At 71.7% G+C, this 15,303-nt stretch carries 11 protein-coding genes; 8 read left to right on the forward strand and 3 right to left on the reverse strand.

Translation table 11 applies throughout. The features are described 5' to 3' along the window. The first annotated feature begins 8 nt into the window (after positions 1–8). The 8 genes from AC5L38_RS19205 to AC5L38_RS19240 all read left to right on the forward strand — a co-directional run bounded on the left by AC5L38_RS19205 (position 9) and on the right by AC5L38_RS19240 (position 11,530). A complete protein-coding gene (locus AC5L38_RS19205) occupies positions 9–284 on the forward strand; it encodes a hypothetical protein (RefSeq protein WP_495244168.1) in 276 nt (91 codons plus the stop codon). After that, the gene (locus AC5L38_RS19210) at positions 281–2,773 is read left to right on the forward strand and encodes an ATP-binding protein (protein ID WP_495244169.1); all 2,493 of its coding nucleotides are present in this window, start codon (positions 281–283) and stop codon (positions 2,771–2,773) included. The genes AC5L38_RS19205 and AC5L38_RS19210 overlap by 4 nt, the downstream gene beginning before the upstream one ends. After that, on the forward strand, positions 2,770–5,292 hold the full coding sequence (locus AC5L38_RS19215) for a type IV secretion system protein (protein WP_495244170.1): 2,523 nt from the start codon (positions 2,770–2,772) through the stop codon (positions 5,290–5,292). Before AC5L38_RS19210 ends, AC5L38_RS19215 begins: the two co-directional genes overlap by 4 nt. 2 nt (positions 5,293–5,294) lie before the next feature. Continuing rightward, positions 5,295–5,963: a hypothetical protein gene (locus tag AC5L38_RS19220; RefSeq protein ID WP_495244171.1), complete on the forward strand. Its 669-nt coding sequence runs from the start codon at positions 5,295–5,297 to the stop codon at positions 5,961–5,963. 100 nt (positions 5,964–6,063) lie between these two features. After that, complete coding sequence (locus tag AC5L38_RS19225) at positions 6,064–7,161, forward strand: C40 family peptidase (protein ID WP_495244172.1); 1,098 nt, start codon at positions 6,064–6,066, stop codon at positions 7,159–7,161. Positions 7,162–7,175: 14 nt separating this feature from the next. Next, positions 7,176–7,589, forward strand: coding sequence for a (deoxy)nucleoside triphosphate pyrophosphohydrolase (locus tag AC5L38_RS19230; RefSeq protein ID WP_386266051.1), 414 nt, complete (start codon positions 7,176–7,178; stop codon positions 7,587–7,589). Positions 7,590–7,717: 128 nt separating this feature from the next. Beyond that, positions 7,718–9,952: a hypothetical protein gene (locus AC5L38_RS19235; protein WP_495244173.1), complete on the forward strand. Its 2,235-nt coding sequence runs from the start codon at positions 7,718–7,720 to the stop codon at positions 9,950–9,952. A gap of 117 nt (positions 9,953–10,069) precedes the next feature. Beyond that, positions 10,070–11,530 carry a hypothetical protein gene (locus AC5L38_RS19240; RefSeq protein WP_495244174.1) on the forward strand — a complete coding sequence of 487 codons (1,461 nt, stop codon included), beginning with the start codon at positions 10,070–10,072 and terminating at the stop codon, positions 11,528–11,530. 300 nt (positions 11,531–11,830) lie between these two features. Here AC5L38_RS19240 and AC5L38_RS19245 read toward each other — a convergent pair whose 3' ends face one another. From AC5L38_RS19245 to sdhC, 3 genes are read right to left on the reverse strand one after another with little or no spacing between them, the layout of a single operon-like run. After that, positions 11,831–12,592 (reverse strand): succinate dehydrogenase/fumarate reductase iron-sulfur subunit, encoded by a 762-nt coding sequence (locus tag AC5L38_RS19245; protein WP_495244175.1) that lies wholly within the window; start codon positions 12,590–12,592, stop codon positions 11,831–11,833. 2 nt (positions 12,593–12,594) lie between these two features. Further along, positions 12,595–14,502 carry a fumarate reductase/succinate dehydrogenase flavoprotein subunit gene (locus AC5L38_RS19250; protein ID WP_495244176.1) on the reverse strand — a complete coding sequence of 636 codons (1,908 nt, stop codon included), beginning with the start codon at positions 14,500–14,502 and terminating at the stop codon, positions 12,595–12,597. A gap of 9 nt (positions 14,503–14,511) precedes the next feature. Then, positions 14,512–15,297: a succinate dehydrogenase subunit SdhC gene (sdhC, locus tag AC5L38_RS19255; RefSeq protein ID WP_495244177.1), complete on the reverse strand. Its 786-nt coding sequence runs from the start codon at positions 15,295–15,297 to the stop codon at positions 14,512–14,514. Between the last annotated feature and the right edge of the window lie 6 nt (positions 15,298–15,303).

The raw sequence follows: 15,303 nt of genomic DNA on the forward strand, positions 1-15,303 counted from the left end.
GAGATGTGGTGAACGGGCGAGACGAGGTGCAGGTGGTGAGCGGGCAGGCCGGAGTCCGGGCGAGCGGGCCGGACCGGGCGCGGGTGAACGGGTCGTACGAGGTGTGGGCGAACGGGCCGGGCCGGACGCGGGTGAGCGGGCCGGATCAGGTCGACGCGGTCTGCTTCGGGAGGACGCGCGCGGGCGAGGCGCGGGTGAGCGGGTGCGGCGGGATCCGGGTCGGCGAGGGGTCCGGAGACCGCGGGCGCCGCGGGGCCGCGCGAGCGGTGGGGGAGGGGCTGTGAGCCGCGCCTCCCGGACCCGCAGCCGCCTGGCCGTCCGATACTTCGACGACCGGATCCTGCTGACCGACTCGTCGGTCTGGGCCTATTTCAGGCTCCCCACCGTGAGCTACGAGTTCATCACTCCCGAGGAGCGGGAGGCGCTGGCCACCAACATCACGATCGCGCTTGCCGCCATCCGCATGCCCGACGCCGAGGTGCACCTGCGCGTGGCGCACCGCACCTACCCCGCGGCCGAGTGGGCGATGGCGCTGAACGCGACCTCCGACGAGGGGCCGGGCTGGCGCGACTACCTGGAGGACATGTACCGCCACGTCTGGGCCAAGGACTTCTGGACCAAGGAGGTCTACCTCGGCGTACGGCTCGGAACGCGCGGGCGGCAGCTGGGCACCGGGGTCCTCTCACAGCTCTTCGGCTTCTACCAGCGCAGCGAGAAGGCACTGGGCATCGAGGACGACCACGTCCCCAAGGCGGAGATCGCCAAGTGGTCCGAGCAGGCGGAACGGCTGGGCAGGGCGCTGTCGGCCAGCGCCCTGTACGCCAGGCACGCCACCTCCGTCGAGCTCGCCTGGCTCTTCCAGCACGCCACGACCGGATCGCTCGGCGACCCCCCGGCCTCGGCCAGCCCCAAGCGCAGGTGGGGGCAGGGCGAGATCGAGTCCCTCGTCGAGGGACAGATCCACAACGGCAGGGCGCTGCTGCGCATCGAGCAGCCGCAGGGCGACTCCTACGTGGCGCACATGTCCTTCGCCCGCTTCCCCGACCTCATGCCCTTCCCCGACGGCGAGCCCTGGATGCACTTCGCCGACCAGCTGCCCTTCCCCGTGGAGATCAGTTCGAGGATGCGGCTGATCCCGCCGGTCAAGGCGAGCAAGGACGTGGCGCGCAAGCTCGCCCACGCCCGCGACATGGACATCCACATCCGGGAGGCGGGCGCGGAGGCGCCGCTGGCCCTGGCCGAGCAGATCGACGCGGCCCGGATGCTGGAGCACGGCATCACCAAGGAGCGCCTGCCGTTCGTGTACGGCTGGCACCGCCTCATCGTGTCGGCCCCGACCGAGGAGATCTGCGTGCAGCGGGTCGAGGCGGTCGTGGAGCACTACCGCGACATGGGCATCGACATCGTCAACTCCACCGGCGACCAGTTCTCGCTGTTCTGCGAGACGCTGCCGGGAGAGCGGGTCCGGGTCAACGCCTACGCGCAGCGGCAGCCGCTGCGCACCATCGCGGGCGGCATGGCCACCGCCACCGTCGACCTGGGCGACCGGGTCGACGAGAGCGCCTCGGGCTGGATGGGCCCGTACGTCGGGGAGACCCTGGGCCGGGCCCGCAGCATCGTGCACTTCGACCCGCTGGTGGCGGCGACGCGCAACCGGCCGACGGCCATCGCCATCACCGGCGAGCCCGGCGGCGGCAAGACCACGCTGGCGCTGCTGATGATCTACCAGATGGCGCTGCGCGGGGTGACGGTCGCGGTCATCGACCCCAAGGGCGACGCCGACTCGCTGGTGCAGCTGCTGCGCAAGCGGGGCAGGAAGGCGCGGATCATCCCGCTGGGGTCGGCGGCCCCCGGCCTGCTCGACCCGTTCTCGTTCGGCGACGACCTGGCGGCCAAGAAGACGATGGCCACCGAGACCCTGCGCCTGCTGCTGCCCCGCATGTCGGAGGAGCGCGAGTCGGCGATGATCCAGGCGGTCGCGGCGGTGTCCAACGCCGAGGACCCGTCGCTGGGCAAGGTCGTCGACTTCCTGGAGCGGACCGAGGACGCCGCCTCCAAGAACCTGGGCGCGGTGCTCCGCTCCATGTCGGACATGCATCTGGCCAGGCTCTGCTTCGACCCCTCGGGCGGCGACCAGATCGACACCGAGGGCTGGACGACGGTCTTCACCCTGGGCGGCCTGACGCTGCCCGACGCCTCCACCGGCCGCGACGACTACTCGTACGAGCAGAGGCTGTCGGTGGCGCTGCTCTACCTCGTCGCGCAGTTCGCGCGAGGTCTGATGAACGGCCTGGACCGGCGGACGCCCAAGGCGATCTTCCTGGACGAGGCGTGGGCGATCACCTCCACCCCCGAGGGAGCCAAGCTGGTGCCCGAGGTCAGCCGGATGGGCCGTTCCCGCAACACGGCGCTGGTCCTGGTCTCGCAGAACGCCGGAGACCTGCTGAGCGAGCAGGTGACCAACTGCCTGTCGTCGGTCTTCGCGTTCCGCTCCACGGAACGCGTCGAGGTGGAGCACGTGATGGCGCTGCTCGGGGTCGAACCGTCGGAGGAGCACAAGGCGGTGCTGCGCTCGCTCGGCAACGGCGAATGCGTCTTCCGGGATCTGGACGGTCGCGCGGGCCGTATCGGGGTGGACCTGATCTCGGACGAGCTGCTGCGCTGGCTGGACACGAATCCGACCCACGACAAACCCGACGAGAAAGTGCATGATCTTCCTGGGGGCGACAGAGTCGGTAGGCCGGGGGCTGCGGCGCTGGAGGTGCGGTCATGAAAGGCTCCCGCAAGGGGCGTGAGGGCTCTCGTGAGAGACGGTCCCCCAAGGGGCCGAAGGGTCTTCGCGGGCTGCGAGGGTTGGGCGGGCTTCGCGAGGCGCGAGGTTCCCGCGAGAGGGCCTCCCGCAGGGGACGGCTCGGCAGGCGGGTCGCCATCGGGCTGGTGGCGCTGGCCGCCTTCCTCGCGCTGCCGCTGGTGTTCCCCGACGACACGTCCACGGCCGTCGCCGCGGCTCCCTGCGACATGTCGCCCGACCTGTCCCCGGACATGGTCGCCGGAGGCGTCGACGGCCTGATCCAGCCGCCGCTCCCCGACGCCGCCCAGCCGGGCGCCCCGGCGGCGCAGCCCCCGGCGGTCCAGGGCAACTACGCGACGTACGGCATGAGCGGCCAGTTCTGGCACACCCACCTGCTCGGCTGCGACGACATTGCGGCGGTGATGGGCAACGCGATGGCCAACACGGTCTTCCTGTGGGCCAAGGCGCTGGACCGGCTGACCATCACGACCTACCAGGCGGCGGCCACCGAGGGCCCGCTGGAATCGATCAAGAACGTCGTCGACGACATGGTGGTCCGCCTGGCCGACGCCATGTACTGGCCGTACCTGCGGCCGCTGGTGATCCTCGGCGCCATCTGGCTGGCCTGGTACGGGCTGATCCGCAAACGCGCCACCACCACCGCCGAGGGCGTCATCTGGATGGTCCTCGCGGTCACGGTGGCGGTCTGGTTCTTCAGCCGCCCCGGCGACCTCACCGGGCTGGGCAAGGTCGTCACCGACAAGACCGGCGAGGTGGTCAACTCCGCCTTCTCCGGGCTGCCCGGCGCGGGCGGGACGTCCTGCCTGCCGGCCAAGGGCGACACCAACCCGCAGGTCCAGAGCGGTGGGTACGGCCAGAGCGGCGTGCCCGGCGTCGAGCAGAACTCCGACGCGCTCTGGTCCACCCTGGTCTGCAAGCCGTGGCTGATGGGCCAGTTCGGCACGGCCGACGCCGACGCCCCCATCATCAAGGTGTTCGGCGCGAAGCTGCTGGAGATCCAGACGATCGACGCGGCCGAGATGAAGGCCGAGCAGATGCCGGAGGCGAACTCCCACCAGGCGAGGTACGAGACGGAGATCGCCGACAAGCTGCAGACCACGCCCGTCTTCCCCCTGTTCCAGGGCAAGGACTGGACGAGCCGCCTGGGGGTCGCGATCGGCGCCCTCATGGCCGCGGTGGTCGCCGGGTTGCTGATCTTCCTGGTGGCGGTCTCGCTGCTGGTCCTCAAGGTCGGGTTCCTGCTGCTGCTGATCCTCGCGCCGGTCTTCCTGCTGATCGGCGTCCATCCGGGCTCCGGGCGGATCATCGCCATGCGCTGGGTGGAGATGCTGATAGGCACCCTGCTCAGACAGGCCGTGCTCGCCCTCGTGCTCGGCGTGCTCGTGTACGGCTACGCCCTGATCATCTCCACGGCGATGCCGTGGGGCATGCAGGTCATGTTCATGGCGATCCTGACGATCGCGGTGTTCTTCTACCGGCGGCCGTTCCAGCACCTGTTCTCCTCCATGGACGGGCACACGCTCACCACCCGGATGCTCGGCGACGCGGCGACCGCGCCGACCCTGCAGCGGGCCGCGTCCGTGCTGCCGCCGGTCGCGGCGGCGAGGGCGGGCCGGTGGGGCATGCGCAAGGCCGAGCCGATGCTGCAGGCGGCCGCGATGGCCGGCGGGGTCTCCGTCGGCGCGGCGGCGGCCGCGGTCGCCCAGGGCAAGGTCCGCGGCGAGGACGGCGGTGCCACGCCCGGCACGCCGTCGGGCACGCGGGTCCCGGTCGGCGCGCAACCGGCGCCGCTCGACACCGACTCCCAGGCGGCCGGGCGGCGCAGGGGCACCGGCAGGCCGGTCACCGCGGCCCGCCCCGGCGCGGCGCCGCCGCTCAACCTCTCCGGGGCCGGTACGGGAGGCGGCGCTCCCCCCACCAGGTCCGGAGGCTCCTCCGGGCGCGGGTCTGGCGGCTCGGGAGGTTCGGGCTCCGGGGGTTCGGGAGGTTCGGGCGGCTGGTTCGGCGGCCGTTCCGGTGGCTGGGCCCCGCAGGGGGGTTCGGGCGGCGGCTCCTCGGCGCCCTCGGCGGGCAGGTCGTCCGGCGCCCCGGCGGTCAGGCCCTCGGCGCCCTCGTCGGGCAGGTCCTCGGGTTCCTCCGGTTCTTCCGGCTCCTCCGGTGGTGGCCGTCCGGGCACGAGCATCTTCGGCGGGGGTGGCTCCTCTCGGGGCTCCTCGCGGGGTGGCTCCGGCTCGGGGTCGCGTAACGGCGGCGGCTCCTCGCGGGGTTCCTCGGGCTCCGGCGGTTCGGGAGGTTCCGGCGGGAGCATCTTCGGCGGGGGTGGCTCCTCCCGGGGTTCCGGCGGTTCGCGGAACCGCGACTCCGGGGGCAGGTCGTCCGAGGCGCCCCCGCTCTGGATCACCAGGCGGGCGGAGCGCGGCGGGGAGGCCGGTGAGCCGCCGCCGTTCTGGCTGCGCCCGTCCAATCGCGACAAGGACTGACAATGATCGAGGGAGGCAGCCGGCGGGGGACCGTCTTCGCGGTGCTGGTCGTGATACTCGCCGCCGTCGGCGTCTACCTGACCATGTGGCCCGACACCGGCACGGGGCCGGAGACCCGGGCGGAACCGGCGGGCGTCACCCGTACCGTGGCGTCAGGGCGGGAACCGGCCGCGGAGCCGGCGCGTCCGGCGGCGACGGCCAGCAACGCGCCCTTCGACGTCTACTCCTACCTGCCGATGACCAAGCAGGAACTGGCCGCGGCCGCCGACTACGCGCAGCGGTTCACCGCCGAGTACGGCACCTTCAGCTACGACGAGGACCCGGCGGTCTACGGCGACCGCCTCAAGGGATACGTCACGGCGGAGTTCTCGGGGGCGCTGCTGCGGACCGTCACCTCGCCGGGCACCGTCGAGACGAACAGGGCCGACGAGGTCGTCTCCGTCGGGTCGGCGCGGGTGAAGGAGATCCGGCAGATCGACAGCGCCTCGGTGGTCTTCGTGGTCGTCGGCACCCAGAACGTCACGGCCAGGAGCGGGGTGAACGAGCGGACCGCGGAGTACGCCGTCACCCTCATCCAGGTCGGCGCCGAATGGCGGGTCCACGACCTCCAGCCGGCCGACTCCGGCCAGGAGGGGGACGAGCAGCCCTCCGAGACCGGCGCGACCGGATGAGCGGCGGGGTCGCGCACGGGCGTGGCGGGGTCGCGCACGGGCGTGGCGGAGCGGGTGGCGAGGTCGTGTACGGACTCGGAGGGACGGACGGCGAGGGTGGATGAGGGATAACAAGAACCTCCGGCTCGCGCTGATCCTCGGAGTCGCCGCGCTCTGCCTGGTCACGCTGATCATGGCGCCGATGATGATGATCAGCAGTTTCCCGTCCTTCCCCTCGGTCACCGGGGAGACGCAGCAGCCCGACTGCGAGGAGGGCGGGCAGGCGGACGACCAGTCGGAGACCGCGACGTCGGACATCCCCGAGGAGTATCTGAAGCTGTACCGCGAGCACGGCCGGAAGGTCGGCGTGCAGTGGAACGTGCTCGCCGGGGTCGGCAAGCGCGAGACCAACCACGGCCGCTCCACGCTCCCCGGTGTGCGGAGCGGCACCAACTACGCGGGCGCCGCCGGGCCGATGCAGTTTCTCATCAGCACGTGGGGCGGCAAGGCCAAGATCAAGATCCCGTCCAAGTTCAACGGCTACGCCTCCGACGGCGACGGAGACGGCTGGGCCGACGTGTACAACCCGGCGGACGCCATCCTAGGCGCGGCGAAGATGCTGAAGCGGAACGGCGCGCCGGAGGAGGTGCGGCGTTCGCTGTTCGTCTACAACCGTGCCTGGTGGTACGTCGACCAGGTCATGGAGATCGCCGGCAAGTACGCCAAGGACGGCGAGGTCACCACCCCGCCCGAGGCGGACGAGAGCTGCGACGAGCCCATGCTGGAGGCGGCGCCGACGAGCACGGTGGCCGCGATCCTGCAGTACGCGCTGGCCCAGCGCGGCAAGCCCTACATCTGGGGCGGCACGGGCCCCGCCGGCTACGACTGCTCGGGGATCATCTACATGGCCTACCGCAGCGTCGGCCTGACCATCCCGCGCACCACGTTCGGGCAGTGGCCGTTCGGCATCGAGGTTCCCGAGGGGGAGGAGCGGGCGGGGGACCTCGTCTTCTTCAACTCCGGGCCAGGAACCGGCCCAGACCGTCCCGGGCACGTGGGAATGGTGGTCTCTCCGGGCAAGATGGTCGAGGCGAGATGCCGGCTGTGCGGGCCGATCAAGGTCACCACCTACCGGGAACGCACCGGGATCGTGGGGTTCACCCGGCCGCTGCAACATCCCCAGATCCTCGCGCAGCTCAAGGCGCGGGAGCAGGGCTGACAGAATCGGGAGCCATGGAAAAGGTCGTTGTGGGCGCCGCCATCGTCGACGGTGACGGGAGACTGCTCGCCGCCCAGCGTGCCGACCCTCCCGAGCTGGCCGGAGGGTGGGAGCTTCCCGGGGGGAAGGTCGATCCCGGCGAGGACGAGCACACGGCACTGGTCAGGGAGTGCCAGGAGGAACTCGGCGTGCTGATCGAGGTGGGCGAGCGTGTCGGCGGCGACTGGGCGCTCGCCGGCGGCTACGTCCTGCGGGTCTGGCTCGCCGTGGTGGCCGAGGGCAAGCCCGAGGCGAGGGAGCATCTGGACCTGCGCTGGCTGACCGAGGACGAGCTCTACGACGTGGCGTGGCTCCCCGCGGACCTTCCAATCGTCCGGGCGGTACAAGGTCGTCTCAACGATGGGCAAGGTCGGTTCAATAAGGATTGATCGACTCCGCAACGTGACATAACTGCTACTGGACGTGGCGATGTCGCGTGTCCGTACCCGGGGAACGGAGATATGCGGTGACCGTATGGTGGCGTGGTACTGGGTTAGTGTCCGCTGTTGGAGCGGGGGTGCTCATCCTCGGATCCTCGGGGGTGTACGCCGTCCAGATGGACGAGCCGGCCGTGCTGCCACTCGACCTGGCCGCGGCCGACCCCGGCGCGTGGGCGCCGGGAAGCCGGGCCGACCGGGCGATCCGCTTCCGCATCCGCCTGCAGGGACCGGGCTCCGACGCGCGGCTGGCGGTCCTGACGACCCCCGCCGAGGCGCTCGCGGGCATCGAGTGCCCGCAGGAGACCAGGTCCTCGGTACCCGTTCCCAGGGGGGCGGGGGTGTGCGTGGTCGGCGCCCTGCCCGCCCGGGGCGGCACCGTCGACGTGCTGCTCGCCGTACCTGAGCGCCCGCAGGACGTCACGGTGACCGCGATGGCCCGGATGAGCGGGCCCGGCGGCGAGACGGTGAGGCAGCAGGCCCAGAGCACGATCAGGAGCACGGACGCGGCGATGCGGCCGGACAGGGGCGTCGTCGGAGGGCCGGAGACGCTGGAGCACGCCCGCGCCGCGAGGGAGGACAGGTCCGCGGGCGCCCGCGGGGTCGGGGCGCCAGGTGCCGCCAGCATGGTCCTCAGGGTGCCCCAGGCGACCGAGGACGCCGAGGGCGCTCCTTTGGCCGCACCGGGCGGCCCGGAGGCCGAGAGCGCTCCTCAGGTCGCGCCGGACGCCCGGGAGGGGGCCGAGGGGACTCCTTTGGCCGCACCGGAGACCCCGGAGGCCGTGGCGGCGCGAAGGGCCGAGCGGCGCACGTCGGAGTTCCTGTCCGATCTTCTCGGAAAGGCGTTCGTCGCCCCGGCCCCACGGTCGGGCGCGGCGGGTACGGAGACGGGCGGCACCGCCGCGCTTCCGGGCCCGGCTGCCTCCGCGCTTCCCGCCGGACCGGGCGCTCCGCCGAGGGCCGGCGCTCCGGTGAACCCGCCGGCGCGTGCGCTTCCCGGGGGCGCGGGGGCGACGGGAGGCCCGGCGGCCTCCCACGAGACGCGGGTCACCTCGCCGGGCGGGCACCAGGAGGCCGGGTCCTCCGTGGCCGCTCCCGCCCCCGCACGGGTTCCGGGCGTGGCCGCCGCTCCCGGCCGTCCCGCGGGTCCGGGCGCCCCCGGTTTCCCGCCGGAGGGGACGAGCCTTCCGGAGGGGGCCCGGCTTTCCGACGGCGCCGCGACCCCGGGCGTCGTGCCCGGGGCCGGGGTCGGCATGCCCGGTCAGGGGCAGGTCGCCGTACCGCCGGCGGGAGTGCCGGCGGCCCCCGCGCTTCAGGGTCAGAACGGCAGGAACCATTCGGCCGTGGGCTCCCAGGCGGGTCGCAAGGCGGCCGGGCGGAAGGCGCGCGGGCAGCGGCAGGCGGCGGGCCGGTCCGGTGCGCGCGGGCAGGGGGCGGGCCGGTCGGCTCTCCGGCACGCGGGAGTCGGCCAGCCGGGAGTCGGCCAGCCGGGGATGGGCCTGCCGGGAATCGGCCAGCCAGGGGTGGGGCAGCCGATGACCGGCCTGCCCGGGATGCCCGGGGTGCCGCAGCCGGGGGTGAACCTCCAGGCGCTCGGCCCCGTCCAGCCGGGAGGCGGGCGAAAGATCGTCGGGCGCCCCGGGGCGCGCCGGCCCGTGGTCGGGCCGATGGTCCCCGGCTATCCGGGGGCCGGTAAAAGGTCCGTGGGGCAGCCCGCCGTGCCGGGGCAGGGCATGGGCCGGCCGATGATCCAGGGCTACCCGGGGATCGGGGCCATGGCGCCGGGCATGGGCCAGCCGGGCGTGCCGCCGCGAGGCGTGGGCGGGCCGATGGGCGGGCCCCTGCCTCCCGGCCACCCCGGAGCGGGTTACCCGGCGGTGGGCCCGCAGCCGGGCGGGCCGCAGATGCCGGTTCCCGGCGGGGCGCAGATGCCGAACGCGCAGCCGGGAGTGCCGGGCGCGCAGCCCGGGGCGGGGGCGCCGGGCGCCCCGGGGCCCATGATGCCGCCGGTCTCGATGGGAATGGCGGGGGCGGGCCAGATGCCCGGTCTCGCGAACGGTCTCCAGCTGCCGCAGGCGGGCGCCTTCCCCGCCGCGCAGGTGCCCCTCCCGCAGGATCCGCGCCCGCAGGGCGCGCCCCTCCCGCAGGACCTCGACGGTTCGAGCGGCCAGGTCCAGCCGGTCGCCGAGTCAAGCCCGCTGCTGACAGGGGTCCGCGGGCTCCCGGCGGTAGTAGCGGCGGTGGGGGCGCTGCTCGGCCTCCTGTGGTTGCAAAGGAGGATCCAGCGCCGTCGTCGATCGCGACACGTTTTGTAAAACGCGGTTTACTGTTACTTTTGCCCAACTAGTATTTCTTTGACGTGTTCATGGTTGACTGCGCGGAGGGCACCGGTGACGCGAGCACGGCACAGGGCGGCTGTCTCCGCCGTTGTGATGTCCCTGGGACTCAGCGGCGTCGTCCTGCTCGCCCTGGCACCGCTCACCGGATCCTCCGCGGCCGGGGCGACCGTCAGGGTGATGGCTGTCAACCCGTCGCAGGTCGAGGGGTGTGACGTCGATCCGGCGGGCCCCTGCGAGGGGGATGCGGAGCCCACGCCGATCGTCACCGTCACGGTGACCGAGGACCCCCAGGGCGGCGACTCCGAGGAGAAGCCGGTGCCGCAGAAGACCGTGACCACCACGATCACCGTCCCGGCGTCGCCGAAGCCTCGCAAGTCCACGTCGGCACCGCCTCCTCCCCCCCAGGAGACCGAGGCCGCTCAGCCTCCGCCGCAGATCCAGAACACCCCGCCCCCGGTGACTCCGCCCGCGGAGACCCCGACGGAGAACGACGAGCCCCAGTTCCCGTCGACCAACCCCGAGCCGAACCAGCCGCTCCCCAGCGCCGTGCCCACGCCGTCCGACACCGCGACGCTCGACGAGAGCGCCTCGGGATCCTCCGTGTACGAGATCCGCAACGCGGGTTCCGAGTTCGACGGGGCCACGCTGAGCCGCCAGCTCGGCATCCCGGCGCTGATCCTGGTGTTGCTGGTGCTGTTCGCGGTCCTGATCTTCGAGGGCAGGCTGCGCCGCCTGGCGCACGCCGCGGCCATCCGCCGGGCGGGCCCGCGCGGGATGGGCCGCGACCCGATGGACCCGATGGCCTACCCCGGCGGCCCCGGTTACGGCCCCGGCCCCTACCAGGGCGGTACGGCCTACGCGCCGATCATCAGCTTCGTGCCCATGCAGATGTACGCCCCCGTCTATCCGGAGGGCTACGCCCCCGAGCAGTACCCCCAGGGGTACGACCAGACGACGGCGTACCTGCCCGCGCCCGGCTACGAGCAGCAGCCGGTCGCCGGCCACGGTGCCCCGTACGACCCGCAGACCGGCCACGTGCTGCCCACGCAGCCCGTGCAGCCCGGACAGGCGCCCTACGGCCCGACGCTCCAGGACGGCTCACCGGCCGCCTTCCAGGCCACCCCGCGCCTCGGCCCCGATTCCGGCGAGGTGCGCCTCCCGCAGGGGGCACCGGAGTTCCCCGGGGCGCCGTTCCCGCAGGAGCCCGCCCGGGGCGACCTGGGAGCCGACGGCCCGCGGGACGACTTCCGGGCCTCCGGTCCCGGTTTCGTCTCCGGCCCCGACCCCAAGGACGCCCCCGGCCAGGGGCTCTCACAGGATCGGACCCTCCAGGACGGCTTCACGCCGTCCGGCCAGGAGCGTCCCGCGGGGGACAAGTCCTTCGGACCCGAGCCGCAGGGTGGTCCCGCCCAGGGCCCCGGTGAGACGGGTTCCGGCGACGGGCCGGCCGGAGGCGAGCGGCCTTCCGCCGAGCCGACCCCGACGGCGGTCTACCCGCTCCCCGGCCAGGACTCCGGCAAGAAGAAGCGCGGCCTCTTCCGCCGTTCCACCTGAGCGGGCCTCTTCCGCCGTTCCACCTGAGCGGCCTCTTACCCGCTCGTCCCGGCTGCCCCGGAAGCCGTCCCCGAACGATCCCGGCCGCCCCGGAGCGGTCTCCACGGCCCTTTCACGGGCGAAGCGGGAAGCGGTGCGGTCACGGGGAGCCGGCGGCCCGAGGAAAGCACGGCCTGAGGAAAGCACGGCCTAAGGAAAGCACGGCCCGAGGAAAGCGCGGGCCGAGGAAACAACGGGAAAACACGACGGCGCCGCCCCGGGAGAGCCCGTGGGCGGCGCCGTCGTGAGAGGTGAGAGGGATCAGGTCTTCGAGCTGGGACGCTTGAAGATCTTGTTGCCCAGCCAGACCAGCGGGTCGTACTTCCGGTCGACGACGCGCTCCTTCATGGGAATCAGCGCGTTGTCAGTGATCTTGATGTGCTCGGGGCAGACCTCGGTGCAGCACTTGGTGATGTTGCAGTAGCCGAGACCGTGCTCCTCCTGGGCGGAGTCCTTGCGGTCGGCCACGTCGTACGGGTGCATGTCCAGCTCGGCGATCCGCATCAGGAAGCGCGGACCGGCGAAGTTGGTCTTGTTCTCCTCGTGGTCACGGATGACGTGACAGACGTTGTTGCACATGAAGCACTCGATGCACTTGCGGAACTCCTGGGACCGCTCGACGTCGATCTGCTGCATGCGGAACTCGCCCGGCTTCACGTCGGCCGGAGGGGTGAAGGACGGGATCTCCCTGGCCTTCTGGTAGTTGAACGACACGTCCGTGACCAGGTCCTTGATCACCGGGAACGTCCGCATGGGCGTCACGGTGATCGTCTCCTCCTCGGTGAAGGTGGACATCCGGGTCATGCACCCGAGCTTCGGCTTGCCGTTGATCTCCATCGAGCACGAGCCGCACTTGCCGGCCTTGCAGTTCCAGCGAACGGCGAGGTCGGGGGCCTGGGTGGCCTGGAGCCTGTGGATGATGTCGAGGACGACCTCGCCCTCGTTCACCTCGACCGTGAAGTCCTCGAGCTTGCCCTCGCCGCCCTCGCCCCGCCACACGCGGAACTTCGCCTTGTAACTCATGGTTACTCCTTGGCCAGCGCGTCAAAGGCGGCCAGCTCTTCCTCGGTGATGTACTTCTTCAGCTCGTCGCGGTCGAAGAGTTGGATGAGGTCGTCTCGCATCGGCTGCTGCACCTGCTCCTGGACCGTGACGCCGGAGCCGTCCGCGTCGAGGGCGCAGAGCAGGATCTTGGTCCGCCACTCGGCGGACATGCCGGGGAAGTCGTCGCGCGTGTGACCGCCGCGGCTCTCCTGGCGCAGCAGCGCCGCCTTCGCCACGCACTCCGAGACCAGGAGCATGTTGCGCAGGTCGAGGGCGAGGTGCCAGCCCGGGTTGTAGATGCGGCTGCCGGCCGCGCCGACGCCCTGGGCCCGCTCCTTGAGCTTCTCCACGGCCTCCAGCGCCTCGGAGACCTCCTCGGCCTTGCGGATGATGCCGACCAGCTCGTTCATCGTCCGCTGCAGCTCGTGGTGGACCTCGTACGGGTTCTCGCCCGCGCGCTCCAGCGGGGCCAGCGCCTCCGCGCTCGCCTCGGCCACGACCTCCTCGGAGATCTTCGGCCGGGCCGCCAGGCCGTCCACGTACGAGGCCGCTCCCGCTCCCGCGCGGCGGCCGAACACCAGCAGGTCGGACAGCGAGTTGCCGCCCAGCCGGTTGGAGCCGTGCATGCCGCCGGAGACCTCACCGGCCGCGAACAGGCCGGGCACGCCCGCCGCGCCGGTGTCGGCGTCGACCTCGACGCCGCCCATGATGTAGTGGCAGGTCGGGCCGACCTGCATCGCCTCCTTGGTGATGTCGACGTCGGCCAGCTCCTTGAACTGGTGGTGCATCGACGGCAGCCGCTTGATGATCTCCGTGGCCGGGAGGCGGGTGGAGACGTCCAGGTAGACGCCGCCCTGGGGTGATCCGCGGCCCGCCTTCACCTCGGAGTTGATGGCCCGCGCGACCTCGTCGCGGGGGAGCAGCTCCGGAGGGCGGCGGTTGTTGGCCTGGTCGGTGTACCAGCGGTCGCCCTCCTCCTCGGTGGTGGCGTACTTGTCCTTGAACACCTCGGGGATGTAGTCGAACATGAAGCGCTTGCCCTCGGAGTTCCTCAGCACCCCGCCGTCGCCGCGGACGGACTCGGTGACGAGGATGCCCCGTACGGAGGGCGGCCAGACCATCCCGGTGGGATGGAACTGGATGAACTCCATGTTGATCAGCTTCGCGCCGGCCAGCAGGGCCAGCGCGTGGCCGTCGCCGGTGTACTCCCACGAGTTGGACGTGACCACGTACGACTTGCCGATGCCGCCGGTGGCCAGCACGATCGCGGGGGCGTCGAACAGGATGAGCTTCCCGTTCTCCCGCCAGTAGCCGAAGGCCCCGGAGATCGCGCCGCTCCCGCCGGGACCCGTCTCCTTGAGCAGGCGGGTCACCGTGCACTCCTGGAAGACCTTGATGTACGCCTCGGCGTCGCCGTGGAGCTTCTCGTCCTCCTGCTGGAGCGCGACCACCCGCTGCTGCAGGGTGCGGATCAGCTCCAGGCCGGTGCGGTCACCGACGTGGGCCAGCCGGGGGTACTCGTGCCCGCCGAAGTTGCGCTGGCTGATCTTGCCGTCCTTGGTGCGGTCGAACAGCGCGCCCCACGCCTCCAGCTCCCAGACCCGGTCGGGGGCCTCCTTGGCGTGCAGCTCGGCCATCCTCCAGTTGTTGAGGAACTTGCCGCCGCGCATGGTGTCGCGGAAGTGCACCATCCAGTTGTCGTCGCTGTTGACGTTGCCCATGGCGGCCGCCGCGCCGCCCTCGGCCATGACCGTGTGCGCCTTGCCGAACAGCGACTTGCAGACGATCGCCGTCCGCTTGCCCTGCTGGCGGGCTTCGATGGCCGCCCGCAGACCCGCACCGCCGGCGCCGATGACGACGACGTCGTATTCGTGACGCTCGATTTCCACAGGAGATCCTTATGCGAACGAGAAGGCGATGATGCCCTTGGCGACCAGGCGCACGTACAGGTCGGCGCCCATGACGGAGAACATGGAGATCAGCGCGAGCTGCGAGTGCCTGGCGTTGAGCTTGGAGACGAATCCCCAGGCCCGGTAACGGATCGGGTGCTTGGAGAAGTGGTTCAGGCGCCCGGCCGTGATGTGCCGGCAGGAGTGGCACGACAGCGTGTACAGGTTGATCAGGACCGCGTTGGCGATCAGGATCCAGGTGCCCAGACCGGCCGGCCTCTCGATCAGCGCCTTCACCGCGTCGTACGCCAGGACGAGCCCGATGAGGATCGCCGCGTAGAAGAAGTAGCGGTGGACGTTCTGCAGGATCAGCGGGAACCGCGACTCACCGGAGTACTTCTTGTGCGGCTCGTTCACCCCGCAGGCCGGGGGCGAGAGCCAGAACCCCCGGTAGTAGGCCTTGCGGTAGTAGTAACACGTGAAGCGGAACCCCGCGGGCAGGCCGAGGATCAGCAGGCCGGGGGGCAGGGTGTACCAGTCGCCGAAGGGGGCGAGGCCGAACAGCCGCGCGTCCGGCGGACAGCTCGTCGCCAGACAGGGCGACGCGAACGGCGCGTGGTACGGCGATACGAAGTAGCTTGTATCAAAGATCGCCCACGTGGCGTAGACGAGGAATGCCGTGAAAATGATGAAAGTGACCAGCGGATAGCGCCACCACTGGTCGGTCCGCAGAGTGCGCTCCTTGATCTGCGCACGTTGCCTTCTGGCCGGGCTCTCGGCCGTTGTCTGGGTCATCGAGAC

It is taken from the genome of Streptosporangium nanhuense (assembly GCF_059358815.1).